This is a genomic window from Streptomyces albiflavescens, from assembly GCF_014645835.1.
GTDB classification, from domain to species: domain Bacteria; phylum Actinomycetota; class Actinomycetes; order Streptomycetales; family Streptomycetaceae; genus Streptomyces; species Streptomyces albiflavescens.
The window spans coordinates 434,268-452,207 of record NZ_BMMM01000003.1; the positions used below are offsets into that span (position 1 = coordinate 434,268).

Sequence of the window (17,940 nt, forward strand, 5' to 3'; positions counted from 1 at the left end):
CGGTGCCACGCCGTGCCGGGCCGGATGGGCCAATCATTAAGATCCATTGTGGTTTCGGCGAAGAAAGACTAACTGGATCTTTCGTATCTCCGGGCCAAGTCTAGAGGTGTGAACCAGCACCTCGCCTCCCCCCGTTTCCTGGCTCTGGCCGGCACCGTCATCCTGTGGGCCTCGGCCTTCCCCGCCATCCGCGTCGGTGTCGACGGACTGGGAGTGGCCGCGCTGTCCTTCCTGCGCCTGGCCGTCGCGGCTGTCGCGCTCGCCGTCGTCGCGCCCTTCGCGCGGGTACGCCGGCCCCGGCGCCGTGACCTCCCGCTGATCGCCCTGTGCGGCGCGACCGGCATGACGGCCTACCAGGCGCTGCTGAACTGGGGCGAGGTGCACGTCGAGGCCGGCACGGCAAGTCTGCTGATCGCCGCCGCGCCCGTGTTCAGCGTGCTGCTGGGCAGCACGTTCCTCGCGGAACGGGTGACGCGCAAGGTACTGGTCGGCGGCGCCGTGGCGCTCGGAGGCACCGCGATGGTCACCCTCGCCGACGGTGCCTCCGGCTTCACGGCCGCCTCACTGGTCGTCCTGGCCGCCGCCGTCGTCCAGGGCGTCTATCACTTCGCGAGCAAGCCCCTGCTGCGCCACTACACGGGCCTCGAAGTGGCCACGTACGCCATGATCGCCGGGACGGTGCTGGCACTCCCGCTGCTTCCGGCCACCGCCCGCGCCCTCCCCCACGCCCCCTTCGGGGCGCTGGCCTCGACGGTCTTCCTCGGGCTGCTGCCGTCCGCGCTGGGCTTCGTCATCTGGGGGTACGCGGTGGCCCGGCTGCCGCTGGCGACCGCGACGGCCGCCCTCTACCTGGTGCCGCTGGTCGCCCTGCTCGTCTCGTTCGCCTGGCTCGGCGAAGCACCGCATCCCGTCGCGCTCGTCGGCGGTGCGGTCACGGTGCTCGGCGTCGCGCTGATCAACCGGTCGAAGGGTGCCGGCGCGGATCGGCGCCGACCCGCGGCCGACCGGCCGGAGCCGGTCCGTGCCGAGGTCCGTACCCCCTAGGCCCTGGCGTCAGCCGGACTCCGCGGGACCGGGACAGGACTCGTCCACGATGCCCAGGGTGGCGAAGGCGCGGGCGAAGGACACGAAGCCCTCCTCACCCAGGGGTTCCACGACGCGGCGGCGGACCGCGTCGGCGAACACCTTGGCCGCGGTCGTCGCGGTCTCCCGGCCGAGCGGCGTCAAGACCGCGTATGTCACCCTGCGGTCCGAACTCGACGGGCGGCGCTCGACGAGCCCGGCGTCGGCCAGCCGGTCGACCACTCCGGTCGTCCCCGCGGTGGAGAAGCCGAGCGTCTGGGAGAGCAGCCGCATCGGGGCGGCCCGATCCGGCGAGGCGACCAGGAAGCACAGCACTTCGAGCGACGAGGGAGGCAGGCCGACCTCACGTTGCGCCTCGGCGAGGAGCTCGTCCGTGAGCTCCCGGAATCCCGTCGCCAACGCGTTCCAGCGCTGCAGCAGGTCGGTCTCCTCCGCGCTCGGGCACTCGTCCGCCGCACCGGGGCACTCGCCCCACTCCACTGTCCGCTGGGGCTCCCCCATGCACCGGCTCCCGTCGTCCATTCCCACGTCTTGGCCCGCTCGATCCTGAGTCCTGACCACTTGCCGAGGATACCCCGCCCAGCTATTATCTCGCGAGCTACCTAATAGCTGCCGATGTAATAGCTAGCGGTGTATTGATCCTTCAACCGATCACTCCACCACCGACGGCCCGCTCCGGCGCCCGGATCGCCTCCGGCTCCCCCCGACCGCTCACGAAAGGCACGAACGACCATGTCCCACACCACCTCGAACTCCCCCCACTCCGGCTCGCTCTCGGATGTCGCCGCCGGTCGTTGGACCCTCGACCCGGCGGGCACCACAGTCGGAATCCGGCACAAGACGTTCTGGGGCCTGGTCAACGTCAAGGGCGTCTTCACCAAGGTCAGCGGCGACGGCGAGGTACTCGCCGGGGGCGGTACGCACGGCAGCGTGACGATCGACGCCGCCTCCCTGGACACCAAGAACGCCAAGCGCGACACGCACCTGCGCTCCGCGGACTTCTTCGACGTCGACAAGCACCCTTCGCTCGTCTTCACCGCCACCGATGTCACCCCGGCCGGCAACGGAACCGCCCGGGTCACCGGCGATCTGGCCGTCATCGGCGTGAGCCGCACGCTCTCCTTCACCGCGGAGGCGTCCGAGGTCTCGGCGGACGCGGTCACCCTCACCGCCGAAATCCCGGTGGACCGCAAGGAGTTCGGCATGACCTGGAACCAGGCCAACATGCTGAAGCCGCTGACGTTCGTCACGATCACCGCGCGCTTCACCCATCGGTCCTCCTGACCCGAGGTACGACCGGGCGACGACCCCGCCGCGGGTCGTCCCGCCCGGTCCGCCCGGTCCGTGCCCGGCCGTGCTCCCGCGGCCGCCGCACCGGAGCGCTCCAGCAGGGGGAGCGTCCACGCAGGTGCGCGGTGACGGAGGGGAAGCCAACGGCGGCCAAGAAGGCGGCGACCTCGCCCCAGGGCGATACGTCGACGGTGCGAGACGTCGCGGCCCGTGCGCGCGTGTCCGCGTCCACCGTCTCCCGGTACTCGGCGGCACCCACTCGGTGGCCAAGGCCACGTCGGTCACGGACGACGGACAGATCACGGGCAGCACTTCGGCCTCGACCACTGACCCCGCTCCGGGCCGGAGCATCGGTGCCGTCGCCCGGAGGCCGGCGCGCTCATCACCGCGATCAGCTGCGCCGCAGGTAGGCGCAGGCCAGGCCGCCGTCGATGAAGGGGGCTCGGCGGCGACCGAACGGGTGGCGTCCATCCGGTCGGCACTTCGTACAATTTGAGTCCGAACGATATCTTCGATTCCACGCGCCCCCGCGTCGTCGAAGGAGTGTGCCCGTGCCTGGCCAGCGATCCATCACCGAAGCCGAGAAGCTCGCGGACGCGAAACTCGGCGGCTTTCCGATCCGTCACGAGCAGATGGCCGTGGTCGCCAACATCTATCGCGCGGCCTCGGCGGTCCGGCAGCACTTGGAGAACTCCGTACTGCGCGGGTCCGATCTGACGTGGACGGCGTTTGTCGTGCTCTGGGTGGTCTGGATCTGGGGCGAGTCGGAGACCCGGCACATCGCGGAGGAAGCGGGCATCTCCAAGGGCACGCTCACCGGGGTCTCGCGCACGCTGGAGGCGCGGGGACTGATCCGGCGGGCGAGCCACCCCACCGACGGCAGGCTGGTGTTGCTCAGCCTGACCGACGAGGGCGAGGAGCTCATGCGGCGGGTGTTCCCGAAGTTCAACGAGGAGGAGGCCTTCGTCGCCGGGCAGCTCAGCGACGAGGAGTGCCGCAGCGTCGCCGAGGGGCTGCGCCGAGTCGTACTCCAGGTCGAGGAGCACGGCGAGGAGCGCCGCCTCACCCTCCTGGACGGAGCCCAGCCCGCCCCGCGCCGCAGCGGACGCCGCCCCAAGGCCTGAGCGGGCGCGACGCGCAAGGCCCTGGACGACGTCGCTTCGGAGCGAGGACTCCGCGGCCGTGAGGAGCCCCGGTATCTCGGGCCGGCCTCAGGGGCACCTCCCGGCGCGGACCGTCCGGCCCGTCACCGGCAGAGGCGTTCGCGGGCCGCGCGTACCAGGGCGTCGAACAGTCCCTGCTGGGCGGGGTCCTCGTGCGCGGTGTCCTCCGGATGCCACTGCACGGCGGTGAACCAGCCCTGGACACCGGGGAGTTCGAGTCCTTCCACGGTGTCGTCGGCGGCCCGCGCGGTGACCGCGAGTCCGGCCCCGGTGCGGTCCACTCGCTGATGGTGGTAGCAGGAGGCCTCCACCTTCTCGGCGCGGACGGCCTGTTCGAGCAGGGTGCCGCGTCGGACGGTCACCGGGTGCACGACGTGGCGGTGTTCGCGCTCCGGCCCGCCCATGTCCTGGTGCAGGGTGCCGCCGAGGGCGACGTTGACGGCCTGGAGTCCGCGGCAGACGGCGAGCAGGGGCAGGCCCAGGTCCAGTGCCTGCCGGGCGGCTTCGAGGTCGAAGTCGTCCTGCACGTCGTCGACGTCGTAGACATTGTCGTGGGTGTCGGTCGCGCCGTAACGGTGCGGGGCGAGGTCGCCACCGCCGGGGAGCAGGACGCCGTCGAAGCGGGCGAGCCGTGCCGCCACATCGGTGTCCGCGGAGCCGGTCGGGTGGATGGTCGCCGGCTCACCGCCGGCCCGCCACACGGCCTCGATCAGCGCGCGGGCGTTGACCTCGGCCGCGTACCGCAGGGCCGAGGTGGAGGCGGCGAACCGGGCGGGAATGGCGATGAGCGGTCGCGCGGGCGTCGTCACAGCTGGATCCAGGTGGTCTTGAGTTCGGTGTACTTCTCCAGGGCGTGGGCGGACTTGTCGCGCCCGTTGCCCGACTGCTTCATGCCGCCGAAGGGCACGGTCAGGTCGCCCTCCTCGTAGCAGTTGACCCAGACCGTGCCGGCCTTCAGCGCGCGCGAGACCCGATGTGCGGTGGACAGGTCGCTCGTCCACAGGCCTGCGGCGAGTCCGTACTCGGTGGCGTTGGCGAGCGCGACCGCCTCGTCGACGTCGTCGAAGGTGAGGACGGACAGGACGGGGCCGAAGATCTCTTCGCGGGCCAGCCGCATCCCGGGGGCGACGCGGTCGAAGACGGTGGGCAGCAGGAAGCTTCCGCCCGACTCGGCCCGTGTGCGGCCGCCGCCGACGCGCAGCCGGGCACCCTCGTCAAGTCCCGTACCGATGTGGTCGAGTACGCGCTCCAGATGGCTCTCGCCCACGAGCGCGCCCATCTCCGTGGCCGGGTCGAGGGGATCGCCGACGCGTAGGTCCCGTGCCCGCGCCACGACGGCCTCGGTGACGCGTTCGGCGATCGAGGAGTGGACGAGCAGGCGGGAGGGGGCGGTGCACATCTCGCCCTGGTTGAAGAAGATGCCCCAGGCGGCGGTCGCGGCGGCCTTCTCCAGGTCGGGGGCGTCCGGGAGGACGATGTTGGGGGACTTGCCTCCCAGCTCCAGCCAAACCCGCTTGAGGTTGGAGTCGGCGGCGTAGCACAGGAAGTGCCGCCCCACCGCGGTGGATCCGGTGAAGGCGAGAACGTCGACATCCGGATGCAGGCCGATCGCGCGGCCGGCCACCGGGCCGTCGCCGGTGACAACGTTCAGAACACCGGGCGGCAGCCCGGCCTCGGTCGCCAGCCGCCCCAGCAGCAGCGCGGACAGCGGGGAGTTCTCCGACGGCTTCAGTACGACGGTGCAGCCCGCGGCGAGCGCGGGTGCGACCTTCCAACTCGCCAGTGTCAGGGGGAAGTTCCAGGGCACGACCGCGCCGACGACGCCTGCGGGCTCCCGGGTGACGAGCGCGAGCGCGTCCGGGGCGGTGTGCGGGGACTCGTCGGTGAGCTTGTCGGCCAGCTGCCCGTACCAGCGGAAGGTGTTGATGGCCGCGCGCAGTTCGATGTCGTACGCGTCCGTGATCGGCTTGCCCATCTCCAGGCTGACGGTGAGCGCGAGCCGGTCGCGCCGCTCCTCCAGCAGGTCGGCGATGCGCAGCAGAACGCGCCCGCGGTCGGCAGGGGACAGGCGGGGCCAGGGCCCGGAGTCGAAAGCGCGGCGGGCCGCGGCGACGGCGAGGTCGACCTCGGCCTGCTGTGCGTCGGCCACGTCCGCCAGGACCTCGCCGTCGCGGGGTGCGACAGCGGCGAACGACGTACCGCCTCCGGGCTCGTCGGCACCGTCGATGTGGTGGGCGCCGGACAGGTCCAGCTCCTTGGCTCGGCGCAGCCACTCCTCGTGGGTGACATCCGACATGCGTGGCCTCCAGGTCACCGAATACGTTTGGGTTCAAACGGTATGATGTTCCGCGGGCCTTCACAAGGGCCTCCGCCGACACCGCGGAATGGCCGACACAACGGAATGAGGGGAGCGCCCGCGATGCGAGCACTCGTCGTCCGGCACGAACACGTCACGGAACCGGGGCTGGTGGGAGCCCGGCTCACCGAGCGTGGATACGACCTCACCACGGTCACGGTCGTGCCCGAGCGTCATCACCACGCGCCGGACGTGGCGTTCGACTTCCCCGACCCCGCCGACTGGGACCTGATCGTGTCGCTCGGCGCCCCCTGGTCCGTGTACGACGAGTCGGTCATAGGGAGCTGGATCGGCGGCGAGCTCGCGCTGCTGCGCAAGGCTCACGACCTCGGTGTCCCGGTGCTGGGCGTCTGCTTCGGCGCCCAGGCCCTGACCACCGCTCTCGACGGGTCGGTGCAGCCGTCCCCGCGCCCCGAGATCGGCTGGACGGACATCGAGACCGACCTGCCCGCCGTGGTGCCGCCGGGACCGTGGTTCCAGTGGCACTACGACCGGTGCGTCCTGCCGCCCGGCGCGGTGGAGTTGGCCCGCAATGCCGTGTGCCCGCAGGCCTTCCGGGCGGGGCGCAGTCTCGGTGTGCAGTTCCACCCGGAGATCACCACGGCGATGGTGCGCGGCTGGCTCGACCTCGGCGGTGCGGAACAGTGCGTTCGGCACGGTGTGGACCCGGAGGAACTGTTCGCGCGAAGCCGTGACATGGAGCCGACGGCGCGGGTCAACGCGGGCCGCCTGGTCGATGGATTCCTCGACCTCGTGGCAAACGCGAGCAGCTGATCCGCTGCCGCCCGATGGCCATGACCGCACCGGACAGGACCGGTGCGGTCACCTCGTCGGCGAGTCGGCACCACCCCGGGAGTCGGCGTCGCGACCTCGGGCGGCCAGGCCGGAGCCGGGCCGCCCGGGCGGTACGCGTCAGCCCCTGAGCGCCGCCCTGCCACGGGTCAGCCGGGCCGCGACCACGCCGAGGACGAGGACCGCCGGGACGGTGAGTTCGAGCCAGAGGGCGGTGGTGGGGTCGCCGCCGATGAGCGTGGTGAAGTTCTCGATGATCAGCCAGATCGCGCCGCCGATGCCGAGCGCGCCCAGGACCGGTGCGATCAGCGTGTTCCAGGGCCGCGTGTCCTGGCGCCCCCGGCGGAAGAAGACGATCACCGAGACCGAGGTCAGGAAGTAGAGCAGCATGCAGCCCAGCACCGCGACCCCGCTGAACCAGGAGAAGAGGGTCAGCACCGGGTCCTTGCCCAGCAGCGCGAAGGGCATGACCAGCACCAGGGCGATCGCGGTCTGCACACCGCCGGCCACCCAGGGCGAGTGACGCCGGTTGATCGCCGTCAGCCCGTGCGGCAGCAGGCCGTCGCGACCGAGCGAGAACAGATAGCGGTTGGCGGAGTTGTGGAAGGCGAGGATGCCGGCGAAAAGTGAGGTCGCCAGCAGGAACGGCAGCACGTCACCCACCCACGCGCCGAACTGGGCGGTGATCGGCACGAAGACGAACGTCGTGGAGTCACCGCTCGCCAGGGCCTTCCCCGCGGCCTCGGGAGCCTTCGACGCGCCGTAGGCGGAGACCAGCATCCAGGAGGTGAAGGCGAAGAAGCCGGTGATGACGGCGACCGACAGATAGGTGGCCCGGGGAACGGTCCTGCGCGGCTCGCGGGCCTCCTCGCCGTAGATGGCGGTGGCCTCGAAGCCGAACATCGACGCCACGGCGAACATCAGCGCGACGCCCGGAGCGCCCTGGAGCGCCGCCTTGGGCGAGAAGCTGTCCGTGAAGCCGAGCCCCTCCGGTCCGCCACCCTTGAAGAGGGTGACGAGCGCGAAGACGAGCAGGATGCTGAACTCCGCCAGCACGAAGACGGCCAGGAGTTTGGCACCCATCTCGATGCCCGCGGCACCGAGTATCTGGACCACGACCATGGTGCCCAGCACCCAGATCCACCACGGGACACTGACGCCCGCGTAGTGCTCGATCAGGCCGTTCATCGTGGCGCCGTAGAGCCCGTACATGGCGGCCTGGACGGCACAGTAGGCGAAGAGCGCGACGCCGGCGCTGCCCGAGCCGGTCGGGCGGCCGAGCCCCTTGCCGATGTACGTGTAGAAGGCGCCGGCGTCCACGACATGGCGGCCCATCGCCACGAAGCCGACGGAGAACAGCAGGATGACGACCCCGGCCGCGGCATACGCGGCGGGCGCGCCCGTGCCGTTGCCCAGGGCTACGGCGATGGGCACGGCTCCGGCGATGCCGGTGAGGGGCGCCTGGGCGGAGAGGACGAAGAAGAGGATGCCCAGGACGCCGAGGGAGTTGGGCTTGAGCTTGCCTGCGGTGGGCGCGTCCTGCGCGGTCGCTGTTCTGACGACCGTCTGACTGTCCACTCGGATCACCTGCCATGAGAGGGGGACGTTTTCGTTTCAGGCCAAACGAGTTGCCTCATGGTGGGCTGGAACTATCCGTTTGGCAAGGGGTGGCGCCGAGAAATCCGCTCCACACGGGGAGCCCTTGCTCGTACGAAACGGGGAGCCCTTGCTCGTACGAATTCAAACGAAGCCCTGGACGCGACGCGCCCAGGGCTTCCAAAGGTGCAGGTCAGCGCGTCAGTCGCCAGGATCCGTGGCCGCATCGGCACCGGCGTCGGCCACGGCGCCCGCGTCGCCCTCGCCGCCGTTCGCGTGGAGGAGCCGCAGCAAGGTGCGCAGCTCCTCCAGAGCGGCGTCGGTGACCTCGGGCTCGCCCATCACCAGCTGGTGCAGGACGAGACCGTCCAGCGCGGCGAAGACCAGCCGGGTCAGGGAACGGCTCGCGTCACCGGGGATCATGCGCGACAGTTCGCGCTCGGTGGCGTCGAAGTACTCGTCGTAGAGCACGCGGATCTGCGGCAGCAGCTCGGGACGGCGACGCGACTCGAGCAGCAGCTCGTACTGGAACGCCTGGGTGTCCGGGTCCGCCGTGACCATCTCGGACAGGCCGACCGAGAAGTCCGCTACCTTGCCCGTCCCCGTCTCGAGCGCACTCCGGTTCAGGCTGTCGCGCACGGAGTGGGCCAGCGCCTCCTCGATCAGCGCGTCACGTGAGCCGAAGTGGTGGACGACCAGACCGTGGGTGGCCCCGGCCTCTTCCGCGACCGCCCGGTAGGTGAGCTTGCGCAGACCGCCTCGGGCCACGACCCGTACGGCCGCGTTGAGGAGCGCCTCCCGGCCCTCCCCGTAGCTCATCCGCTTGCGCGGCCTGCGGCCTTCAGGGGTCTCGGCGGATTCGGTCATGGTGGCGACCCTACCCGCCGGGCCCCGCACCGCGGCACCGCGCCGGTGACCTCCCGTCGAGCCCGGCACGGTGCCGTTTCCGGGCTGCGCCATGTCAGCGCCTGGGCGGCCTGATGCCGCGGAACTCCCAGTCGCCGCCGAGCGCGGTGGACAGGACCTCCTCCGACTCGGTGGGCCGGGCGCCGACATCCGTACGGATCGGAGTCGGGCCGGTGACGATGTGGTTGGTGAGCCTGCCCAGGCCCTCGACCTCGACCTCGACGATGTCGCCGGGCTGTACAGGCCGGGAGTTGGCCGGGGTGCCCGACAGCAGCACGTCGCCGGGGTAGAGGGTGATCGTGCGGGCGATGTCGGCGACGAGATAGTGCATGTCCCACTCCATCTCGTCGGTCGAACCGTCCTGCACCACTTGCCCATTGACGTACGTCCGCAGGCTCTTGCCGTGGAAGTCCCAGTCCGTGACAAGCCCCGGGCCGAGCGGGCAGAGCGTGTCGGAACCCTTCACGCGGAGCATCGAACCGGCGTCGGTGTCCCGGAAGTCGTGCAGGCCGTAGTCGTTGGCGACGGTGTATCCCGCGATGTACTCCCCCGCCTCGCCGGGCGAGATGTTGCGCGCGGTCTTCCCGATGACGATCGCGACCTCGCCCTCGTAGTTGAGCCACGTGCACCCCTCGGGGCGGACGACGGCGCCCCCATGGGAGTTGAGGGCCGAGGTCGGCTTGTGGAAATAGGTCGGGGTCGGGGTCAGCTCGATCTGGAACTCGTCCACCCGGCTGCGATGGTTGAGGTGGACCGCGACGACCTTCGAGGGCACGACCGGCGGAAGGTGCTGCGCGTCCTCGATCTTGACGCGGCGGCCGTCTCCGGCGACGAGTTCGTCCCCGTCGACGGTGACCTGCACGGCGGTGCCGTCGAGGAGGATACGGCGGTACTCGGGCATGGCGGGGCTCCTAGATGCGGCTGTGCGGGGTGCGCGGGGCGGTGGGTGCGGGCAGGCCGGTGCCGGTCCAGCCGTCGGCCGGGCGGTCGAACCAGAGGTGAACCTGGCCGGTGCCGATGGAGTTCTCGTACGCGCCGTACTGGCGGGCCTTGGCGATGCAGGCCTGCTCGCCGAGCGCGCCGGCCATCATCAGGTAGTGGAAGAACTTCGCCTCGGGCTTGTACTTCCAGAACGCGTCCATGGTGTCGAGGACCTTGTCGTGGCGGCCCTCCTTGAACCAGGCGATGCGCTCGTGGTCGGCCTCGCGGGCCTGCGCGGTGAAGATGTGGCGGGGGTCGCTGGACTCGTGGTCACGCAGCTCCCGCAGCGGCCAGAAGGTGTGCGAGAGGGCGCCGGAAGCGATGAGCAGGACCCGGCGGCCGGGGGTGGCGGCGATGCCGTCGGCGAGCGCACGGCCCAGGCGCAGATGGTCCTCCATGTCTCCGGTCTGACAGACGCCGATCGTCACCCATCGCTTGTCGGGCAGCCCCTCCCCCAGGAACTTCCACAGATTGATCGTCGCGTAGTAGATCGGCAGGTAGTCGTCCTCGATCGCGGTGATCCAGGTGCCGTGCTTGTCGGCGAACGAGGCGATGTTGTGGGCGAGTTCGGGGTCGCCCGGGAAGTCGTACGGCATCCGGCACATGCCGCGCGGGAGTTCTTCGGAGGTGAAGAGCCCGGCCCGGCGCTGCTGGGCGGTGACGACGAACTCGACCGTGGTGGCCCAGTGCGAGTCCAGGACGACGACGGTGTCGTAGTCGTCGCGCTCGAAGACCTCCTCGCGGAGCTGTCGGAGGCCGGTGACGAGGGTGATTTCCTTGCCCTCGTTCAGCTCCAGCCGGTCGGCTTCCGGCAGGACGATGGTGGGGACGTGCGCGAGCAGCCCGGCCCCGACGATCTCACCCATGGTTCTTCCATCCGTTCGGGGCGGTGACGGTGTTCTTCAGGTCGCAGTAGAAGTCGAAGCTCCAGGTCCCGCCCTCGCGGCCGACACCGGAGTGCCGGGAGCCGCCGAAGGGTGCCTGAAGGTCGCGTACGAAGAAGCAGTTGACCCAGACCGTGCCGGCGACGAGCCGGGCGGTGACGCGCTCGGCGCGCTCGTGGTCGCCGGTCGCCAGGGTGGCCGCGAGGCCGAAGCGGGTGTCGTTGGCGAGGCGGACGGCCTCCTCCTCGGTGGCGAAGGTCTGGAGCGTGAGGACCGGGCCGAAGACCTCCTCCTGCACGATCTCCGAGTCCTGCGCCACGTCGGTCAGCAGCGTCGGCCGGTAGAACAGGCCGCCGAGCCCGGTGTCGGGGGTGCCGCCGATCACGGCCCGGGCCCCCTGCCCGATCGCCCGCCGCACGAAGCCGTCGATCTTCTCCAGCTGGCGGGGGTGGATGTTGGGTCCGAGGTCGGTGGCCTCGTCGCGCGGATCACCCTGCTTCAGCCGCGAGGCCTTGTCGACGAAGCGGCGGGTGAACTCGTCCGCGATCGACTCCTCGACGAGGATCCGGGTCGCCGCGAGGCACACCTGGCCGGCATTGTCGTACTGCTCCACCGCGAGGTCGACCGCGAGGTCCAGGTCGGCGTCGGCGAAGACCAGCAGCGGTGACTTGCCGCCGAGTTCGAGGCTGAGCGGGGTGAGTCGGGCCGCCGCCGACTCGGCGATGCGCTGGGCGGTGGGAACCGACCCGGTGAAGCTGATGCGGCGGACGTCCGGGTGCGAGGTGAGGGCGTCCCCGATCTCGGCGCCGAGGCCCTGGACGACGTTGAGGACGCCGGCCGGCAGCCCGGCCTCGGCGGCGATGTCGGCCAGCAGGGACGCGGTGAGCGGGGACCACTCGGCGGGCTTGAGGACGACCGTGTTGCCGGCGGCCAGCGCGGGGGCGACCTTCCACGTCGCCAGCATCAGCGGCGCGTTCCACGGCGTGATCAGCACGGAGGGGCCCGCCGGGTCCCAGCTCACGTGGTTGGTGTGACCGCGCGTCTCGAAGTCGTCGTGGTCCAGGGTCAGCAGCCAGTCGGCGAAGAACCTGAAGTTGTGCGCCACGCGCGGCATCACGCCACGCCGGTGCGAACGTAGGAGCGCGCCGTTGTCGTGGGTCTCGACGATCGCGAGCTCTTCGATCCGCTTCTCCACGCCGTCGGCGATGGCGTGCAGGATGCGGGCGCGTTCGGCGCGCGAGGTGGCCGCCCAGGCGGGGAAAGCGGCCTTGGCGGCGCCGACGGCGGCCTCGGCCTCCGCCCGCCCGCCCCGCGCGATCTCGCCGAGGACGCTGCCGTCGATGGGTGAGGTGTCCGTGAACGTCTCGGCGGAGGCGACACGTTCAGCACCGATGAAGTGCCGGGTGTCGACGGCGACCCCGGCGACGGTGATCTTGTCAGTCATATGGAGGGCTCCCTGTGTACGAGGGTGAGGAGTTGCGCCCGACAGGGGCGCGGGGCTGTATCGACGTGCGGCTCCGCAGCGTGGGCGCGCCAAGCCGCAGACGGCCCGCACGGGCCCGGCGGCCTTACCGGGCGGACGCTTCCGAAGTACCGGACTCCAACAACCGCCCGCCGTCCCAAACCACCCCGACCTGGCGGTAGTACGCGGCGATCGGCTCTCGAATCTCCAGCCGGGCAAGCTCCTCCGTGGGTGCCTCGAACAGCTCCAACTCCGCGTCGCCGACCCACGGCTGCCCGGCCTCGAACGACGCCGCACCGGTCTCGATCAGCTCGTCCAGCGCCAGCCCCTTGCCCTTCTCGATGGAGGGCAGCCAGCGGTGATGCGCCATGGGGTGCCCGTTGACGAACCCGTTGGTCTCCGAGGGCTCCCGCAGAGTGACCACGGTCTGGGCCAGGCGACGGTCGGCGGCAGCCAGAGTCGCACCGAACCGCGCCCCCGCCTCGATCCGCGGCGCGGGCCCGTACGGGTGCGGACGCGTCTGGTGGATGGACCCGAGCTTCTTCGGGTAGCCCTGGTGCAGCCCGCGGGCGATGGCGAAGTCCTTGTCCACCCAGATGTGGACGCACCGCGAGTACGTCTGCCCCTTGTACGAGCAGCGGACGACGGCGAAGGCCTCCTTGTACTGGGAGAGGACCGGGTCCAGCAGTTCGTCCTCGCCGGAAGAGCAGGACTGCCAGTCGGCCCAGATCAGGGCCACCGCGCCCGGGTCCTCGGCCGCCAACTCCAGCGGCTCGGGGAGCAGTTCACGTACCCGGGCCGGATCGGTGCGGTACTCGACGGTGAGCAGGTCACCGGAGTACTTCCAGGGCGGTGCGGGAATCAGCGACGACGAGCCGGTCGCCGTCTTGGGGTGGAAGTATCCACGGACGCTGGCCATGACGTTGGTCCTTACGCGGTGAGGGCGGGTTGCTTGAGCAGCTGGGCGCGGTAGCGGGCGGCGCCGGTGGTGGCCGCGTGACCGCCGAGGGCGACGACGCCGACGAGTCGCCCGTCGGCGTGATAGCCGACGAGGACGTCGCCGTCCGGGGCGCCGTCCAGGACCCGTACGTCGTCCTTGCCGAGCACTGGCGCGCCGAACGACTGCAGCCGGAACTCGTGCTGGTCGCTCCAGAAGGTGGGCAGCGGTGCGAACGGCTCGAAGTCCGCCTCCGCGCCGTCGAGATGCGCCACCAGGCTCTTGGCCGCGTGCTTGGCGGTGTCGGTGGGAATGGACCAGTGCTCGACACGTCGAGGTATGCCGTCGTAGCGGGCGTTGGGGAAGCGGGCGACGTCACCGACCGCGACGACGTGCGGCAGTCCACCGACCCTCAGCTGGTCATCGGTGAGGACGCCGTCGGTGAGGTCGAGGCCGTTGCCGTCCAGCCACTCGGTGTTGGCGACCGAGCCGACGGACTCCACGACCACGTCGGCCGGAAGAACCGTACCGTCGCTCAGGACGACGCCCGTGACGCGGTCCTCGCCCTCGAATCCGGCCACGCCCGCGCCGAGCGCGAAGCGTACCCCCCGCTCCTCGTGACGCCGGAGCAGCGCGCGGCCCAGCAGCTCGCCGAGCGGGCCCACCATGGGCAGCGGCAGTGGATCGACGACGGTCACCTCGGTGACGCCGAGGCCGACGGCGGTGGCGGCCACCTCGCAGCCGATGAACCCGGCGCCGACCACCACGACCCTGGCACCGGGCCGGGTCAGTTCGTCGCGCAACCCCTGGGCGTCGGCGAGGGTGCGCACGGTGTGCCGCCCGTTGAGCGGTCCCTCGCAGCGCAGCCGCCGGGGGCGCATACCGGTGGCCACGACCAGCCCGTCGAAGGCCAGCTCCTCGCCCCCCTCGAGCACGACGACGCGGTCGGCCAGCCGGGCGGAGGTGACCGAGGCACCGAGCCGCCACTCCACATCGGCGGCGCTCGCCTTCGGAGTGAAGGCCAGGGACGCGAACGGCGCCCTGCCCGCCAGTACCTCCTTGGACAGCGGTGGCCGGTTGTACGGCATGTGGGGCTCGTCCCCGATGACGGTGATCGCCCCCGTCCAGTGCGCCGCGCGCAGCCGCTCGGCGGCGCGCAGGCCGCCCATGGAGGCGCCGGCGACGACGATGCGTCGTGTCATGGCGTTCAGGCCTCGATCCGGATGGCCTGGAGCGGACACACGTCGGCGGCCTCCTCGACCTCGTCGCGCAGTGCGTCGTCGGGGTCGGATACATAGGCCAGTCGCCCGTTGTCGTCCAGCTGGAAGACGTCGGGGGCCGCGAAGACGCACTGTCCGTGGTCCTGGCACTTGTTCATGTCGACGACGACCTTCATGGCCGGTCCTCCTGGATGTGAGGGGCGTCGGGGCGCGGAGTGATGGAAGAAGGGGCCCGGCCTGCGAACACTGCGGTCCTGGGGCCGGGCCCCGGCCAAAGGGGTCGGTGGAGCCGAACCACTCGGCCGAACCGAACTCCCTAACTCGTTTGGCTTCAAACAACATAGGAACCCATGGGGCCCTGGTCAATAGCTATCCGGATGGATAAATTTTTCACGGCAACCCCTTGCGGGGAGGTGGCCACGCTTCTTACCGTTTGGCTTCAAACGAGTGGCCGCGATCCTGTTCTCCCCGCCGCACGGCACCCCGGCCACCGTCTTCACTCCGCCACCTTCACGTCCGCCCGAGGAGACATCGGTGAGCGCTCAAGACACCCCTCAACTCCGTCAGCACCTGGAACGGCTCGCCGCCGAGGGCATCGATGTGGTCCGCGTGACCTATCCCGACCTCATCGGTACCGATCGCGCCCGGGACGTCCTGCTCGACCATCTGCCGGCGGCCTGCGAGCACGGTCTCGCCTTCTGCCGCGCCGCGTACCACACCAGCCCGCAGGGTGACGTCGTCCCGGTCGCGGGCGGCCTGGACGCGGGCCTGCCCGACATCGCCGTGCGCCCCGACCTCGACACTCTGGTCCCGCTCCCGTGGGAGCCGGGGGTCGCGTCCTGCCTGGGCGACGTCACGGATCCGGTGACCGGCGCACCCGCCCCGGAGTCGCCCCGCGACCTGCTCCGCACCGTGCTCGCCCGATGCGACGAGCACGGCCTGCGCCCGGTGGTCGGGCCCGAGCTGGAGTACTTCCTCTGTACGGCCGACCCCGAGTCGGCGAGCGGCTGGCGCCGCTACACGGAGGCGTCCGGCGTCGTCTACACCGCGGGCCTGCGCGCAGACCCGGACAACCACCTGCTGCGCACCCTGCGGCAGCTGCGCGACCTGGGCATCGGCGTCACCAACGGCAACCACGAGTTCGACGGCGGGCAGTTCGAGATCAACCTCACCCACTCCGACGCCATGGACGCCGCCGACCGCGCCTTCCGCTTCAAGGCCGCCGTCAAGGAGCTGGCCCGGGCCGAGGGCAAGCTCGCCACCTTCATGGCCAAGCCCTTCAACGACGCGGGCGGCTCCGGCTTCCACCTCCATCTGTCCTGCCAGGACGAGGAGGGCCGCAACGCCTTCGACGATCCCTCGGCGCCCTACGGCCTCTCCGACACCGCGCGTCACGCCGTCGCGGGCGTCCTCACCCACGCGCCCGCCCTTGCCGCGCTGCTCAACCCGACCGTGAACTCGTACAAGCGCTTCGGACCGGACACCCTCGCGCCCTGGCTCATCGACTGGGGTCTCGACAATCGCAGTGCCATGGTCCGCGTCCCGCCCGAGCGTGGTTCCGGTGCCCGCTTCGAGCTGCGCCTCGGCGATGCCGGCGCCAACCCCTATCTGGTGATCGCCGGGACCGTCGCCGCGGCGCTCCTCGGTGTCCTGGCGAAGGAGGAGCCGCCCGCCCCGCTGGAGGGCTACGGCTACGACACGGCCAAGGCCGCCCTGCTGCCCACGACTCTGCCCGCCGCGCTCGACGCGCTGGAGGCGGACACCGCGCTCGCCGACATCCTCGGCAAGGACTTCACCGCTTCGTTCCTCGCCTACAAGCGGAACGAGGTCGAACGCTTCCAACGGCACGTCACCGACTGGGAGTTCACCGAGTACGCCTACCACCTGTGACGTCCAGGAGAGAGCACACCATGACCACCCACCTCCCCACCGTGACCGAAGCCGCGAACGAGCCCCTCCCCCTGGAGGACGTCGACCTCGCCGACCTCGACAACTTCACCGACGGGGTCACCCCCTGGCGGATGTTCCACACCCTGCGCCACGAGGACCCGGTTCACTGGCAGCCGGAAGAGGCGCCCAACTCCGGCTTCTGGGCCGTGACTCGGCACGCGGACATCGCCCGCGTCGACCGCGACGCCGCGACCTTCACCTCCACCAGGTTCGTCAACCTCGAAGAGCTCGACGACGACCAGATCAAGAAGCGCGCCTCGATCCTGGAGCTGGACGGCGTCCGTCACCGCGCGATGCGCAGTCTGCTCCAGCGCCAGTTCGGTCAGGGCGTCATCAACGAGTACACCGACTTCCTGCGCGGCCTGACCGCCAGGACACTCGACGCCGCCCTCGCCAAGGGCACCTTCGACTTCGTCGCCGACGTCTCCGCCGACTTCCCCATCAACGTGCTGGCCCGCCTCCTCGACGTACCGCCGGAGGACAACCAGCAGCTCATCGACTGGGGCAACCGCATCATCGGCAACACCGACCCGGACTACGCCGACGTCCTCCTGCACAGCGCGGAGAGCGAGCAGTACCGCGACCTGCCCTTCCGCTCCCCCGCCTCGCTCGAAGTCTTCGAGTACGGGCGGGAGTTGGCCCGGCAGCGGCGTGGCGGCACCGGCACCGGCACCGACCTGGTCTCCAAGCTCGTCAACGAGACCCCGCGCGACGGAGTCCCGCTCTCGGCCCAGGACTTCGACAACTACTTCCTGCTCCTGGTGGTGGCGGGCAACGAGACCACCCGCCACACCATCTCGCACTCCATGCTCGCCCTCATCCAGCACCCCGAGCAACTCGCCAGGCTCCAGGAGGACCCCTCCCTCATCCCGACCGCCGTCGAGGAGTTCCTGCGCTGGGCCTCCCCCGTCTACCACTTCCGCCGCACCGCGACGCGTGACGTCGAACTCGGCGGCAAGCAGGTGAAGGAGGGCGACAAGGTCGTCATGTGGTACGCCTCCGGGAACCGTGACGAGAACGTCTTCGGCAATCCGTACGACTTCGACGTCACCCGGCAGAACAACGACCACGTCACCTTCGGCAAGGGCAGCCCGCACCTGTGCCTGGGCAATCTGCTGGCCCGCACCGAGATCCGGATCATGTTCGAGGAGCTGATCCCGCGCCTCGCCTCCATCCGCCTCGCCGGCGACGTACCGCGCGTCCGCTCCAACTTCGTCAACGGCATCAAGAAGCTGCCGGTCGAGGTCACCCTCGCCTGACGGCACCACCTCTTCCGGCAGCACCACCGAGCACGTACACCGTGGCCGGGCCGACGGCTTC

General features: G+C 70.7%; 17 protein-coding genes. 6 read left to right on the plus strand and 11 right to left on the minus strand.

The genetic code is table 11. The features are described from left to right. Nucleotides 1–108: 108 nt before the first annotated feature. Nucleotides 109–1,044: a DMT family transporter gene (locus IEY95_RS11350; protein WP_189185815.1), complete on the plus strand. Its 936-nt coding sequence runs from the start codon at nt 109–111 to the stop codon at nt 1,042–1,044. A 9-nt stretch (nt 1,045–1,053) separates the two neighbouring features. On the opposite strand, the gene IEY95_RS11355 is transcribed toward IEY95_RS11350, so the two are convergent. Next, nucleotides 1,054–1,584: a MarR family winged helix-turn-helix transcriptional regulator gene (locus IEY95_RS11355; protein WP_189185816.1), complete on the minus strand. Its 531-nt coding sequence runs from the start codon at nt 1,582–1,584 to the stop codon at nt 1,054–1,056. Nucleotides 1,585–1,815: 231 nt separating this feature from the next. On the opposite strand from IEY95_RS11355, the gene IEY95_RS11360 reads away from it, so the two are divergent. Together IEY95_RS11360 and IEY95_RS11365 are read left to right on the plus strand one after the other, a co-directional pair. Next, nucleotides 1,816–2,367: a YceI family protein gene (locus IEY95_RS11360; protein WP_189185817.1), complete on the plus strand. Its 552-nt coding sequence runs from the start codon at nt 1,816–1,818 to the stop codon at nt 2,365–2,367. A 557-nt stretch (nt 2,368–2,924) separates the two neighbouring features. Further along, the gene (locus tag IEY95_RS11365; RefSeq protein ID WP_189185818.1) at nt 2,925–3,497 is read left to right on the plus strand and encodes a MarR family winged helix-turn-helix transcriptional regulator; all 573 of its coding nucleotides are present in this window, start codon (nt 2,925–2,927) and stop codon (nt 3,495–3,497) included. A gap of 122 nt (nt 3,498–3,619) precedes the next feature. Here the strand turns inward: IEY95_RS11365 and IEY95_RS11370 are convergent, their stop codons facing one another. Both IEY95_RS11370 and IEY95_RS11375 read right to left on the minus strand, forming a co-directional pair. Next, on the minus strand, nt 3,620–4,345 hold the full coding sequence (locus tag IEY95_RS11370; RefSeq protein WP_229702813.1) for a gamma-glutamyl-gamma-aminobutyrate hydrolase family protein: 726 nt from the start codon (nt 4,343–4,345) through the stop codon (nt 3,620–3,622). Beyond that, complete coding sequence (locus tag IEY95_RS11375; RefSeq protein WP_189185819.1) at nt 4,342–5,832, minus strand: aldehyde dehydrogenase; 1,491 nt, start codon at nt 5,830–5,832, stop codon at nt 4,342–4,344. Before IEY95_RS11375 ends, IEY95_RS11370 begins: the two co-directional genes overlap by 4 nt. 123 nt (nt 5,833–5,955) lie before the next feature. On the opposite strand from IEY95_RS11375, the gene IEY95_RS11380 reads away from it, so the two are divergent. Then, complete coding sequence (locus IEY95_RS11380; protein WP_189185820.1) at nt 5,956–6,666, plus strand: type 1 glutamine amidotransferase; 711 nt, start codon at nt 5,956–5,958, stop codon at nt 6,664–6,666. Nucleotides 6,667–6,804: 138 nt separating this feature from the next. Here the strand turns inward: IEY95_RS11380 and IEY95_RS11385 are convergent, their stop codons facing one another. From IEY95_RS11385 to IEY95_RS11420, 8 genes are all read right to left on the minus strand, one after another. Continuing rightward, entirely contained in the window at nt 6,805–8,262 is a 1,458-nt protein-coding gene (locus IEY95_RS11385; RefSeq protein ID WP_189185821.1) for an APC family permease, read from the minus strand. A 219-nt stretch (nt 8,263–8,481) separates the two neighbouring features. Next, nucleotides 8,482–9,147 carry a TetR/AcrR family transcriptional regulator gene (locus tag IEY95_RS11390; protein WP_189185822.1) on the minus strand — a complete coding sequence of 222 codons (666 nt, stop codon included), beginning with the start codon at nt 9,145–9,147 and terminating at the stop codon, nt 8,482–8,484. A gap of 94 nt (nt 9,148–9,241) precedes the next feature. Then, nucleotides 9,242–10,087, minus strand: a complete 846-nt coding sequence (locus IEY95_RS11395) for a fumarylacetoacetate hydrolase family protein (RefSeq protein WP_189185823.1) — start codon at nt 10,085–10,087, stop codon at nt 9,242–9,244. A 10-nt stretch (nt 10,088–10,097) separates the two neighbouring features. Continuing rightward, a complete protein-coding gene (locus IEY95_RS11400) occupies nt 10,098–11,033 on the minus strand; it encodes a 3,4-dihydroxyphenylacetate 2,3-dioxygenase (RefSeq protein WP_189185824.1) in 936 nt (311 codons plus the stop codon). Beyond that, on the minus strand, nt 11,026–12,495 hold the full coding sequence (locus IEY95_RS11405) for an aldehyde dehydrogenase (protein ID WP_189185825.1): 1,470 nt from the start codon (nt 12,493–12,495) through the stop codon (nt 11,026–11,028). Before IEY95_RS11405 ends, IEY95_RS11400 begins: the two co-directional genes overlap by 8 nt. Nucleotides 12,496–12,619: 124 nt before the next feature. Further along, entirely contained in the window at nt 12,620–13,432 is an 813-nt protein-coding gene (locus IEY95_RS11410) for an acetoacetate decarboxylase family protein (RefSeq protein WP_189185826.1), read from the minus strand. A gap of 11 nt (nt 13,433–13,443) precedes the next feature. Further along, entirely contained in the window at nt 13,444–14,652 is a 1,209-nt protein-coding gene (locus tag IEY95_RS11415; RefSeq protein ID WP_189185827.1) for an NAD(P)/FAD-dependent oxidoreductase, read from the minus strand. A gap of 5 nt (nt 14,653–14,657) precedes the next feature. Beyond that, nucleotides 14,658–14,846, minus strand: coding sequence for a ferredoxin (locus IEY95_RS11420; RefSeq protein ID WP_138044410.1), 189 nt, complete (start codon nt 14,844–14,846; stop codon nt 14,658–14,660). A 358-nt stretch (nt 14,847–15,204) separates the two neighbouring features. On the opposite strand from IEY95_RS11420, the gene IEY95_RS11425 reads away from it, so the two are divergent. Together IEY95_RS11425 and IEY95_RS11430 are read left to right on the plus strand one after the other, a co-directional pair. Then, nucleotides 15,205–16,560: a glutamine synthetase family protein gene (locus IEY95_RS11425; protein ID WP_189185828.1), complete on the plus strand. Its 1,356-nt coding sequence runs from the start codon at nt 15,205–15,207 to the stop codon at nt 16,558–16,560. Nucleotides 16,561–16,580: 20 nt separating this feature from the next. Then, nucleotides 16,581–17,879 carry a cytochrome P450 gene (locus IEY95_RS11430; protein ID WP_189185829.1) on the plus strand — a complete coding sequence of 433 codons (1,299 nt, stop codon included), beginning with the start codon at nt 16,581–16,583 and terminating at the stop codon, nt 17,877–17,879. Nucleotides 17,880–17,940 lie beyond the last annotated feature (61 nt).